The 12,572-nt window shown below is 47.6% G+C and carries 12 protein-coding genes and 1 pseudogene; 1 reads left to right on the top strand and 12 read right to left on the bottom strand.

Annotation, left to right across the window (positions count from 1 at the left end; all coding sequences use genetic code 11):
• The first annotated feature begins 161 nt into the window (after positions 1-161).
• Entirely contained in the window at positions 162-884 is a 723-nt protein-coding gene (locus DYE26_RS27855; protein WP_036619589.1) for a LytR/AlgR family response regulator transcription factor, read from the top strand.
• Between the two features lie 296 nt (positions 885-1,180).
• On the opposite strand, the gene DYE26_RS27850 is transcribed toward DYE26_RS27855, so the two are convergent.
• From DYE26_RS27850 to DYE26_RS27795, 12 genes and pseudogenes are all read right to left on the bottom strand, one after another.
• Entirely contained in the window at positions 1,181-1,597 is a 417-nt protein-coding gene (locus DYE26_RS27850) for a nucleoside 2-deoxyribosyltransferase (RefSeq protein ID WP_036619587.1), read from the bottom strand.
• Positions 1,598-1,681: 84 nt separating this feature from the next.
• A pseudogene (locus DYE26_RS27845) lies at positions 1,682-2,507 on the bottom strand (purine-nucleoside phosphorylase).
• Between the two features lie 41 nt (positions 2,508-2,548).
• The gene (locus tag DYE26_RS27840; protein ID WP_051985244.1) at positions 2,549-2,965 is read right to left on the bottom strand and encodes a hypothetical protein; all 417 of its coding nucleotides are present in this window, start codon (positions 2,963-2,965) and stop codon (positions 2,549-2,551) included.
• Between the two features lie 140 nt (positions 2,966-3,105).
• Positions 3,106-3,228, bottom strand: coding sequence for an S-layer homology domain-containing protein (locus DYE26_RS34985; protein WP_164815264.1), 123 nt, complete (start codon positions 3,226-3,228; stop codon positions 3,106-3,108).
• The gene (locus DYE26_RS27830) at positions 3,210-3,587 is read right to left on the bottom strand and encodes a carbohydrate ABC transporter permease (RefSeq protein ID WP_240534211.1); all 378 of its coding nucleotides are present in this window, start codon (positions 3,585-3,587) and stop codon (positions 3,210-3,212) included. The genes DYE26_RS34985 and DYE26_RS27830 overlap by 19 nt, the downstream gene beginning before the upstream one ends.
• 50 nt (positions 3,588-3,637) lie before the next feature.
• Positions 3,638-3,910 (bottom strand): ABC transporter permease family protein, encoded by a 273-nt coding sequence (locus tag DYE26_RS27825; RefSeq protein ID WP_172531735.1) that lies wholly within the window; start codon positions 3,908-3,910, stop codon positions 3,638-3,640.
• A gap of 3 nt (positions 3,911-3,913) precedes the next feature.
• Positions 3,914-4,849: a carbohydrate ABC transporter permease gene (locus DYE26_RS27820; RefSeq protein WP_036619585.1), complete on the bottom strand. Its 936-nt coding sequence runs from the start codon at positions 4,847-4,849 to the stop codon at positions 3,914-3,916.
• Between the two features lie 531 nt (positions 4,850-5,380).
• Positions 5,381-7,213, bottom strand: coding sequence for a glutamine--fructose-6-phosphate transaminase (isomerizing) (glmS, locus tag DYE26_RS27815; protein WP_036619583.1), 1,833 nt, complete (start codon positions 7,211-7,213; stop codon positions 5,381-5,383).
• Between the two features lie 734 nt (positions 7,214-7,947).
• Entirely contained in the window at positions 7,948-9,288 is a 1,341-nt protein-coding gene (glmM, locus tag DYE26_RS27810; RefSeq protein ID WP_036619582.1) for a phosphoglucosamine mutase, read from the bottom strand.
• 108 nt (positions 9,289-9,396) lie between these two features.
• The gene (locus tag DYE26_RS27805; protein WP_036619581.1) at positions 9,397-10,827 is read right to left on the bottom strand and encodes a CdaR family protein; all 1,431 of its coding nucleotides are present in this window, start codon (positions 10,825-10,827) and stop codon (positions 9,397-9,399) included.
• Positions 10,820-11,650: a diadenylate cyclase CdaA gene (cdaA, locus tag DYE26_RS27800; protein ID WP_155621536.1), complete on the bottom strand. Its 831-nt coding sequence runs from the start codon at positions 11,648-11,650 to the stop codon at positions 10,820-10,822. Before cdaA ends, DYE26_RS27805 begins: the two co-directional genes overlap by 8 nt.
• Positions 11,651-11,906: 256 nt before the next feature.
• Positions 11,907-12,524: a zf-HC2 domain-containing protein gene (locus tag DYE26_RS27795; RefSeq protein WP_036619579.1), complete on the bottom strand. Its 618-nt coding sequence runs from the start codon at positions 12,522-12,524 to the stop codon at positions 11,907-11,909.
• Between the last annotated feature and the right edge of the window lie 48 nt (positions 12,525-12,572).

Genomic DNA, 12,572 nt, shown 5'->3' with positions numbered 1-12,572 from the left:
CAAATATATATAAAAAAAACCTAAAAGGTAGAAATTTATGCTTGAGTGGTAATTTTATGTGAGGTTTTTGTTTGTAATAGAATTTATATAAGCTTATCATTGTAAATATATAGAGCTAAATATTGTTTTTGTGAATTTTATCAAATTATAGGAGGTATAATATGTTTAATGTTGCTATCTGTTGTAGTCAAAACGAAGACATGCTCAAGATTGACAAATACCTTTTAAAAATTTCAATGATTACCAACTATACCTTTTGTACAGAATATTTTTCATCTGGAGATTTACTTTTTAACCGAATTAATAAAAAAGAGTTGAACCCGTTTCACATACTCATTTTAGAAATTGAGTTGAGAGATATAGATGGAATCGAACTAGCAAAAAAAATTCGTATGTTTATAGGTCACGATATACAAATAGTATTTATGAGCAATAACCCAAAATATATTATGAATATTTTTGATGTACAAGCTTACCATTATTTGATTAAACCTGTATCTTACACCTGCTTCGAAAAAAGAATTATTAGTCTTTGCAAGCATTTTTGTTCAAGGGAAAAATCCTATCTAACTATTAAAATAGCTCAAGATGAAATCATTCTAGTGGTATCTGATATTATTTCATTTGAAATGTCTAAATGCTTTGAAACAAGAAGTCTTATAAAAATTAGAACAATTCATAAAGAGTACTTAATCAATGGAACTCTTTCAGAATATACTAATAAACTAGCTAATCAATTTCTGTTAATCCATCGTTCTATTCTTGTGAATATGGATTATATTGAGAAATTCAGTACAAATAAAGTATTTATGTCTAATGGAGTTGTGTTTCCTTTAAGTCGAACTAGAGCTAAATTAGTAAAAATACTTTTACAAAGTTTATGATCGCAGAATTTAAATAGGTGGATAAATCTCTGAAATAGTTGGGTGTGTGAGCTACAATTGTTTCCTTATATGAAGAAAACAAAAAACCGACTGCAAAAGTGACTAGAATAAACATAGTAACCTCGCTGTCGATTTTTGTATATTATATCGTCCTCTACTCAGCAGTCTCGTATACAGAGCATAATCATATCTCGCTGTATTATAACGGTGTGCTAATATGGGGAATTGAACTATAGGGCAAATTTTTAGAGAGTGTCATTCGCTGACACTCCCTAGTCATGATTTAAAGCTTATTACTACAGCATCTCGCCTGAGTAGAAAGAACTGGGCAGCTTATCAAAGTCATAATCTACAAGCTCTCCCAATGTGATATTGGCATGGGCTCCTTCATGAACCATCAGGTTGCTGTTCTCGCCAACATGAATTAGAATTACGGGTTTATCCGTCGCATAAGCGTAGCCAAATTCCCAGGCTGTTCCCGTGTCCGAATAGTTACCATGATAAATGCCTTCCACAATTTCAGCCCATTTAATATATTTGATATCGGTCATAAAGGTTTCAATCGACCACAGCCGTGAACCGAACTCAGCATTTTCATTATTTTTTCGAAATGGTGAGAAAATGTTCATGCCTTTGTCGGCTAAAATCTTCTCTACCTGTTCTAGAACTGCGATCTCTTTATCATTAAAAAATGGACTGGCGAGATATAAAATATACCCTTTTCATTCTCTTGCTGACCTCCAGTACAATGTATTCTGCATAGGCATACTCAAGACAAGGAGTTCCCTATCCATCGCTTACTCTTCCATTTTTTCTAAAATGCCTTTAATTAATGCAATAAAGTTCACTCGAACCTTATCTGCCACTTCAATTACTTCTTCATGACTCAGAGGTTGATCCAAAATGCCGCAAGCCATATTCGTCAAGCAGGAGATGCCGAGTACTTTCATATTTCCGTGAACGGCTACGATCGCCTCTGGAACTGTCGACATCCCAACTGCATCGGCTCCCATCGTACGAATCATACGGATTTCAGCCGGAGTCTCGTACGTAGGTCCGCTCCACCATGCGTAGACACCCTGTTGTATTTTCATATCAAGTTCATTAGCAACTGCCCCAGCAAGATGACGTAAACCATGATTATAGGCTTGAGACAAATCCAGGAAGCGTGTGCCCAATTCATCGTTATTTGGCCCGATTAACGGATTCGTACCGACCAGATTGATATGATCCGTAATCAACATTAAATCCCCTGGGTTAAAGCTAGTATTCACCGCACCGCAGGCATTCGTAAGCATCAGATTCTCAATGCCTAACGCCTTCATGACACGCACTGGAAAAGTAACTTCCTCTAAAGTAAAGCCTTCGTAATAATGAAAACGCCCCTTCATAGTAGCTACTGTTTCCTCTTCAACTGTCCAATCACCAACTCGTTAGAATGGCCGACGGCAGAAGATTTTGCAAAATGAGGGATTTCAGTATAAGGAATGGTTACAGGATTTTCGATATCGTCAGCCAGTGTTCCCAAGCCAGAGAGCCTAGAATCAAACCAATGGTAGGACGATGATTAATCTTACTCATAATGAAATCTTTTGCTTCCAGAATTTGTTGCGTGTTATGCATGAATCCTTCCTCCTTTGAAATTAATAACCTAAATATTTCTACTAATCTTGAGAAAAATTAAAAAATTTGCTAAGAGGCATTGAGTCAAACTCTTGATATCCTTTGTCTTTGAGAAGACCATTTAAAGCATTTTCATAGTCATTCTCTTCTTTAAAGAGAACAGTTACGTTGCAATGAGCTAATGCTACATGATCCGAAAGATGTTCAACGATGTGGTATAGCATCTTTTTTTCTATTTCATCTAAATCACCCAAAGAATATACGTGTACGGTAATGTGGTTTTCTCTTCTATCCTCTCCTATTCCATTATCGAGCCACGGGAAATCTTCATTTGTACTTGGACGATGCTCATCAACAATAATAATTCTGCATTCCTTAACGTTAATTTTGATATCCCAGGCCTCCAGATCCTTTAACCTTACGATTCTTTGCATTTGACTTAAAAAATCAATATTCATATAACACTCCTTTCTTTCCCGCCGAGCCTAATCGAAAAGAAGAGGTATTGCAGTATAACTGCAAACCTCTTCTAGAGTGGCGGTCAATAATTGAATTTGGTGTAAATAATTATGACTGTTGAATGTCGGTCGCCTAAATATTAATTTCCAGCTTGATAATGAGCCAATCTGAGAAGCAGGGTAACTGCTTCTGCCCGCGTCACTTGATCGTTTGGAGCAAAACGGTTGTTATCTTTGCCTTCGATCAGACCCGCTTCATACATAGCCGCGCATAAGCTACTCCCCATGAAGGAATTTGATCCGAATCAGCGTAAGGCAAGAAAGCATTTGTTTCGGACTTCAAATTCAGTCCTGTAAAACTGAATATGATCTGTGTGCAGATTGCTCCTTTGGACAGGGGCAGCATAATGCGGGTGAAAATACCGATTTTGTTCAAACCGTCAACCTCCGCCGCTTCTTCCAGCTCTCTTGGAACCGTCATAAAAAACTGGCGCATCAGAAAAACGAGGAAACTTTGGAATAAGAAGGGAACAATTAGTCCCTGATAGCTGTTCAGCCATTTCAAATCCACAATCATGGAGAAAATCGGAATGATCATTACCTGGTACGGAACCATCATCATTCCGATCACCAGGAAGAACACCACACCTCTGCCCCGATAGTTCAAGCGGGCTAAAGAGTAAGCGCCATCGTGTTGACAATCAGGTTCCCGACCAGAATGCCCAATGTAACGATGATTGAGTTTTTATACCAGATTAGAACGTCGGAGTTCACAAAAATATCCTGATAGTTTTCAAACGTCCATCTCCCCGGAAGGACCAGATGACCGATATCCGCTTTGGACAAAAGAGAGGTATAGATTGCATAACCAAAAGGCACGATGAAAAAAATCGAGAATGTGCACAGCAGCAAATAACGTAAGACACGGACTTTCCGGCTATCCATCATTTAAATCTCCTCCCGAACAAAGCGTTTTTGCAGCATGGACAGCACAATGATGATGGCGAAAATAATAAATGCCGCCGCGCTCCCGTAACCTGAGCGATTGAAGTTGAATGCCTGACTGTAGAAATAAGTCACGATCGTACTGGTTGCCCCAGCCGGACTGCCAAGCGACCCGTTTCTCGCCAAGGCATAAGGTTGGTCGAACAACTGCATAACATTGATAATGCCCGACATAATCACCGGCTTCTGCATGGGCACCGTAAGTCTCCAGAATTGCTGCCAGCCATTGGCGCCATCCACGCGCCCTGCTTCGTAAATATCATTCGGAATGGTTTGCAGTCCACCCAAATACACCACCATATAGAAACCTACGTAAGTCCAAATCGTTAAAATCATCAGGAAAGGCAACGCATAGGTCACGTTGGCGTACCACGAAACATCGGGAAATCCAAACCAGGTCAACATCTTGGTTGCAATCCTTTCATGCTGCATAAACAAATACATAAATACCGTCGTCACCGCAATCGTCGAAGTAATATACGGCATGTAATACAGTGTTCGGAACATACCTTTCAAATGCATCACCTTGTTAAGATTCACTGCAATCACTAAGGCGATAAACGCCTGCAGTGGAACCGCTACAACAGTTAAAGTCATGGAATGGCCAAATGCCATCCAAAAGTCCGCATCTTTAATAATCTCAGCGTAATTACCAAAACCAACGAATTGAGCCGCATCCGGATTCAAGAAACTGATGTCCTGCAAACTGTAAATAAAGGATTGTACCAATGGATAATAAAACCAGATGCCCATCAAAATCAAGATGGGGGCGACAAACAAATAGCCTACAAACGTCGATGAATTTCCTAATCCGGCCATTTTTGATTTAAATCTCCGATTTGGCCTGTTCAGGGAACGCTGAGTTAAATTCGGCGTCATGATGTTACTCCTTCCGCTTTTACGAACCCCTTGTTCGTATAATGTAGTTTGATTTCGAGTTCCAGCCAGAGGAATCGAAGCTTCTACTTCATCATAGAAAGAGGACATGTTTCGTTAAATAGAGGATATTTACAAGACTCCGAAGATTTTTACATTGTACGTTCTGAAAAATATCATCCTGCTAGGACCCCGTTTTTTTACATGCAAAAAAGCCCTGCTTAACAAGGCTTCCTCAAGAAGATAACATTGTATGTAAAAAGGTCAAACGGAGTTTGGTAACCACTCTGTTTGCTTCTACTCGGCAAAAATAATCTGGTTTAACTTATTTTCTTTTCGAATAGTTTTAATTCTCTTGCCGATTGCATTCATTCCTAGGCCTCCATATTAAACGAAAATTGGGCCGTCCTTGGCTTGTAGGACGGCCCATGATGTTTATTAAGTGGTCCACACTTTTAACATTGGTTCCAGACTTTCTTTACTCCAGACTTTTTTATCATCTGATAACTAACTATACTTTGTCAGTTAACTCCCTTACTCCACCGTCACACTCTTCGCCAGGTTTCTTGGCTTGTCGACATCGTTGCCGCGAGCCAGCGCAGCGTAGTAAGCGAGCAGTTGCAGCGGCACGACGGACAGGGCCGGCGTGAGCAGCGGCAGCGTCTGCGGGATGGCCAGCGCCTGGTCAACCGATTTCAGCAGGCCGGGAACATGCTCCTCGTGCGTGATGGCCATGACGTCAGCGCCGCGGGCTTTGACTTCCTTGATGTTGCTGACGGTTTTCTCCAGTACGGTGTCTTGAGTCGCCAACGCAATCACCGGAACGCCTTCCTCGATCAAAGCGAGCGTGCCGTGCTTGAGTTCGCCGGCGGCATACGCCTCGGAGTGGATGTAGGAAATCTCTTTCAGCTTCAGCGAGCCTTCCTGCACCACCGAGTAATCCAGGCCGCGGCCGATGAAGAACAGATGCTCATGGCCGGCGATTTGCTCGGCATACGCCTTGACCGTGTCCGCTTGAGCCAGCATGCTTTCGACTTGCTCCGGCAGCGACTGCATGGCGGCGATGATATGAGCGACCTCGTCTTCGCTCTGCGTGCCGCGCACCTGAGCCATGTACAGGCCGAGCAGGTAGAACGCGATCAACTGGGACGTGTACGCCTTCGTCGAAGCGACGGCGATTTCAGGTCCAGCCAGCGTCGCGATGACGTCGTCCGCATCGCGGGCGATCGAGCTGCCGACCACGTTGGTGATCGCCAGGACATGCGCGCCGTTCGCCTGCGCTTCGCGCAGTGCGGCCAGCGTATCCGCGGTTTCGCCGGATTGGCTGACGACGATAACAAGCGTGTCCGGCGTAATCAGCGGCGAACGGTAGCGGTATTCCGAAGCGACGTCGTTCATTACCGGAATGCGCACAAGCTGCTCGATCGCCGTCCCGCCGACAAGACCGGCATTGTAAGCCGTACCGCAGGCGATGACATGAACGCTCTTGAGGCTGCGGATTTTATCCTCGCTCAGCTTCAGCCCCGGCAGCACCACTTTGCGGCCGCTTTCGTCGATCCGGCCCAGCATCGTGTCGCGGTAAGCCTTCGGCTGCTCGTGGATCTCCTTCAGCATGAAATGATCAAAGCCGCCTTTTTCCGCGGTTACCGCGTCCCAATCGACACGAATCATTTCCCGAGAAATAAAATTCCCCTCAATCGTCATCAATTCGACAGAATCCTGGGTCAATACCGCCATCTCGCCGTCATTCAAGATATACACGTTGCGCGTATAGTTGAGCAGCGCCGGAATATCGGAGCCGATGAAGTTCTCGCCTTCCCCGATCCCGATAATCAGCGGGCTGGCTTGACGCACGGCGACCAGCTTTTCCGGTTCGTATTCCGTCAGCACCCCAAGCGCATAAGCGCCGCGCATATAGCTGATCGCTTTCTGGACCGCTTTAACGATGTCGCCCTGGTATTCGCGAGCGATCAGGTGCGAAATCACTTCCGTATCCGTCTCGGAGACAAAGACGTAGCCTTGCCCGATCAGCTCTTCCTTCAATTCCAGATAGTTTTCGACAATGCCGTTGTGCACGACGGAAAACTTCTGGGTATGGTCGGTATGCGGATGAGAATTGACGTCAGACGGCTTGCCGTGGGTAGCCCAGCGCGTATGGCCGATCCCCGCCGATCCTTGCAGCGGAGCGTTCTCCAGCTTCGATTCCAGATTAGCCAGGCGGCCCAGCGATTTCGCGATTTTCAGCCCGTCCGAAGTAAATACGGCGATGCCTGCCGAGTCATATCCCCGGTATTCGAGCTTTCTCAGACCCTCGATCAACACCGACTGCGTATCTCTTTTCCCAATGTATCCAACAATACCACACATGATATATAATCCTCCGTTTCATTCTTACAAGATGGTTTTTGGGCGTAAGAAAAGAAGCGGAAGACCCTTCGCGCGGGAATCATCGAGACAGAACTATTCAATTTTCAGAAAATACGTAAAATTCGCGGCTTTCGCCAAAAAATTTTCATGAATGTCCATGTGCTCCGTTCACCGCGGATCTGCCGCGTTTTTCGCTTACGTACACTCATGATTAACTATGAATGTGATTTCCATCTGCCCGCAAGGTTTGTGGGAACGGTCGCCCATTCCTTTTGCCAATGCGGTTACGGTGCGATGCAGCACCGGGAGGCCCCCGCCGAACATTCCGAACACCTCCACCTCGTCAGCTTCTCTTTGCCGAATACGTCCCCATCCGAACCGCCTAAGGCATCACCGGCATGGCTGCCTGTCAGGCCGTCACAGACCCTGGCCAACCCCGCCGAGATATCAACATGCCTCAAACCTCCACTCTCAGACTCGGACACATTCGCGCGAAATGAAGCTCTGGCGCTTAACTGCTTCTGTAAACCTCACTACCCTCGCTTTCTTTCTCCGAATATGCTTAATTATATGCACCTTTACGTCATTTGGCAATGATCATCTTGTCCTGATTGTTTTTTTTCGCCCCTGTTTCCTTTTTCCCAGCAAAAAACCGCCGAAACGGGATCTTCTCCTCGTTCCGGCGGCTCATATTTTTAGAATTATTTCTTTTAGTAGTCCATGAAAAACGTCTATTATACCAGTTGCTTCTCAACCACGCTGACAATCTGCGACACCAGCTTCTCAAGCTCGGTTTTCTCCGGTCCCTCAGCCATGACGCGAATAAGCGATTCCGTTCCGGAAGGGCGAACGAGTACCCGGCCGTTATCGCCAAGCTCTTTCTCCACGGTGGCGACCGCTTCGGCAATCGCCGTGTTTCCGGCAAATTTGCTCTTATCCTGCACGCGAACGTTGACGAGCACCTGCGGATACTGCTTCATCACCTTTTTCAGCTCGCTTAACGGCTTACCGGACTTCAGCATCGTGTCGACCAGTTGAATCGCCGTGAGTATCCCGTCGCCGGTCGTATTGTAGTCCAGGAAAATCACATGCCCGGATTGCTCCCCGCCGAGATTATAGCCGCCGCGGAGCATTTCCGCCATTACGTAACGGTCGCCCACCGCCGTCTGCTGAGTGTTCAACTGCAGCTTCTTCGCGGCTTTATAAAACCCGAAGTTGCTCATGACCGTCGATACGACCGTGCTGTCCTTCAGCTTGCCCGCCTTGTTCATGGCGTCCCCGCAAATGCAGAGGATATAGTCTCCGTCGACCTCTTGCCCATGCTCGTCGATGGCGATCAGGCGGTCCGCGTCTCCGTCAAACGCCAGGCCCAGATGGGCTCCCAGGCGCACGACTTCTTCCTTCAGCCGCTCCGGATGGGTCGATCCGCAGTGATCGTTGATGTTCAGCCCGTTCGGCTCGGCCGCAATAGCGTGCACTTCGGCGCCCAGTTCGCTAAACAGCCTTGGCGCCAGCTCATAAGCCGCACCGTTGGCGCAATCAAGCACTACCTTGAGACCTTGGAACGAAGAAGTAATCGTCATCTTGAGATGGTCCAAATATTTCAGCTTGGATTCGTAGTCTACCGTTACGTTGCCCAATCCGCCGCCGATCGGACGGGGCAGTTCGTCGACAGATTTATCCAGCAGTTCTTCAATCTGCAGCTCCGTTTCGTCCGACAGCTTGAAGCCATCGCTTCCGAAAAACTTGATCCCGTTATCCTCAACCGGATTATGCGACGCGGAAATCATCACGCCTGCATCGGCTTTCAGCAGCCGCGTCAAATAAGCGACCGCCGGTGTTGTTACGACGCCAAGGCGGACGACATCCGCCCCGATCGACAACAGCCCCGCCACAAGCGCGGATTCCAGCATAACGCCGGAAATACGCGTATCCATCCCAATGACAACTTTAGGCTTCGGAGCTTGGCCCGCAAGCACATATCCGCCGCAGCGGCCGATCTGAAACGCCAGTTCCGCCGTCAGCTCTTTATTGGCAATGCCTCTTACACCATCTGTACCAAAATATTTCCCCATAGTTTCACTCCTTCAACAATTTCAAGCACCTCAGCCGTTCTCCCCTGTTGCCCGATCCGGCAAATATGCCGTTTTCCGTCTCTGATTTCAGTAAGCCGGCTTGAAAGCTCACGCTCCGCCGGCAGCCCCATTGTTGGCCGTTCCGGCATCGTCCCCCTGATTGGCCGAAGAATCATTGCCCGCAGGTCTCTCGGCATTGTTTTCGCTCTGCTGATTCCCCGGGTTCCCCCCATTTCCCGAAGTTCCCGGGTCAGTCTGATTTTCCTGCTTCCCCGTATCCTCTTCCGGTTCGGTGGCGGCCGGCATATCTTTCTCCGTCAGCTCTACGTCAATCGTCAAGCCCTTGCTTGCATCCGCCAGCTCCACATAGGCCGGGAGCTTCACGTTTACCGGAACCGTGTGGAGGCCCGCACCTAGATCGGACAAGTCCGCCGCAGCTTGAATATCGGCCGCCGCAAGCTTGGCGAGCACGTCGTCCGCGCCTAATAGCGTGAGCGAAACAAGCCGGTCAGCCGGCCGGATGACTTTTGCATTGTACAGCGAACCCACGTTTTCCAAGGTGATCGGTATGCCTTCCACCTGCTTCTGCTCGGAAGGCTTCACATTTAGTGTCACCGTGACGGAGCTCGGCTCGATTTTCTCAAAACCTTCCGGCGGCGTCAAGTCCACCGAGTATTTGGTCGCATTCGAGCCGTCAAAGCGCCCTAAATCGACGGTGATCGGATAGGAACTTATGCCCGCGAGCGTTTCCTTCGTCCCATATAAGGCGACGCCCTCCACGTCGGGTTCCGCGCCCGCAAGCACGTAACCCGCCGGAAGCTGCCCTGTGTACCGCAGTTCGATCGGCACGGTTTTATACATTTTAGTGATAGGAACGTCGACCTCGACGGAGCTTGGAGATATCTCTGCGCTTTCCATCGCTTTCCCCTGCTTATCATATGCCGTAAGCTTCACGCTTTTGCCTTTGACCGAATCCTTGAGCCCCGTTACGTCCACGGTTCCCTGCACCTTGCTAAGCTCGCCGATTTCGCTGGCCGGCAGCGTGACATCAACGGTGCCGCTTCCGGCTACGATCGGACTGCCCAGAAGCAGCCCGTTCGCAGGCTGCCCTTTCGTCACGATGCTCACGGGAACCGTCTTGGTTTCTTTCGCTTCAACAGTGACCTTCACGATCGAAGGGTCGATCGACACCAGCTGCACGCCGGGAGGAAGCTCATAGGTCAAAGGAAGCGTAAACGTCCCCGGACCCACGTTTTTTAAATTCAATTTCACTTTATAATCGGAAAAACTCGTCGTTAAATCAATGCGTTTTCCTTTAACCTCCATACGTACCTTAGTCGGTTCGAGGTCATACAACACATACTTCTCATCGTTCAATCCGGTAACTTCTATATTCACGTTATCGATGATTTTAGGCTGCGCTAGCGTCGTCGAATCGACGGGCGTTCCGCTGTCCAAATGAACCATCGCCCATAAAATAATGCTGACGACCAGAGCCAAAACCTTAGCAAAGTTGTTGTGGGTCAGCCACTTATCCATTTTTGCCGGCCTCCTTCCTTCTACGGAAAGGTCTGCGCTTTTCGTTGGCGCTTGAATCCGGCCCAAGCTCTTCGTAAAGCTTGGAAATCAACGACTCCTCATTTATATCGCGCACGACTTGGCCGTTGATCGCCAGGGAAATTTGACCGGTCTCTTCGGACACGACGATCGAAACGGCATCGCCGACTTCGCTGATCCCGATCGCCGCACGGTGCCGGGTGCCCAGTTCTTTGCTGATGAACGGGTTTTCCGACAACGGCAAATAGCAGGCCGCGGCCGATATTTTATGACCCTGAATAATGACCGCTCCGTCATGCAGCGGCGTATTCGGGATAAAAATATTGATCAGCAGCTGCGAAGAGATGAGCGATTGCATCGGAATCCCGGATTCGGTATATTCATTGAGCCCCGTATCCCGTTCAAAGACGATCAACGCCCCGATTTTTCTACGTGATAAATAATTAACGGCTTTGATAATCTCGCCGATTTCTTTGCCGAATTGTTCCTCATCGGCCGAACTGCGGCCAAATAGCTTGCCTCTACCGAGTTGCTCCAGCGCGCGTCTTAATTCCGGCTGGAAAATAATGAAGATCGCCAGTACGCCGAACGTAAACATTTGGTTCATGAGCCATTTCAGCGTATATAAATCAAACCACGTGCTTACCGCCCAAATAACCACCAGAACGAGAATCCCCTTGAGCAGTTGAACGGCCCGCGTTCCCCGCACAAGCAAGATCAGTTGGTAAATGATGTAGGTAACGATGAGGATATCGATGACATCCTTGATGGTGTCCTGCCAAGTCATATTCGAAAAATAACTCATGATGCAACCCCCGGGACTGTTCCTGACGGGCATCCTTCGCCCGCTGATAAGGAAACGATTATTTACAGCATTGGATGCTTGTCTCTATAAGTTTCCCCTAACTACTAGGTTATAACGTTCACATGTGAGATGCAAGCGTCCGGGAAAAAATAGGCGCTTTTCGTAATGAATTACATTATTTTCCTGATTGAGCGAAAATAAAAAAAGCGCCGTTTTCCCGAGGGGAGGCGCCAAAAATTTGCATCCAGCCAAACGTTTACCTATAGGCGACTTCCGTGAACGTATTGGTAATCCTATACCAGATCCAATCCAGTGCCCGATCGATTTCTTTGACCTGACCGGAAATATGCGCGGTAGAAGCCTGATAAAACGTACCGTCAATGACGGTTAAATTGCCTTCAACTTCACCATAGATTTCGGCCTTGCCGTTTTCTATCGTCAAGTTCCCGGCGATTTTTGAGTTGTCGGGTACCGTCACCGTGTCGCCATGGATGATCACCTGATCGAGATTAGTCCCTTTGACTACGAGTTGATCATCGGTATCCCAAAAAGAGACGGCGCTGAACAGCATCACCAGCAGAAACATGGCGGCCGCGGTCAAAGCCGGGTGCCGCTTGATCCACTTGATCCAGGCCTGCTGTTTCGGCTGATTCGGGATCTGGCTGATGATCCGGTTGACCAACTCATCGGGCGCCGAAAGGCTCGTGTGCTTGATGGTCGCAAACAGCATCATTTCGGTTTGCTCCAATTCTTTGAACCGCTCCTGGCATACCGGACAGGTTTGCATATGTTGCTTCAACGCTAGGGCTTCGTCGCGGCTCAATTCGCCGTCCAAATAATCATGCATTAATGAGGAGGCTTGCTTGCATTCCATATCAGCCAATCCTTTCAGTATCAATCTATGCGTATGCGGAAAATCCCG

Source organism: Paenibacillus macerans (genome assembly GCF_900454495.1).
Taxonomy (GTDB): Bacteria; Bacillota; Bacilli; order Paenibacillales; family Paenibacillaceae; genus Fontibacillus; species Fontibacillus macerans.
Note: the sequence above shows the minus strand (reverse complement) of the source record. Positions and strands in the feature narration are given on the sequence as shown.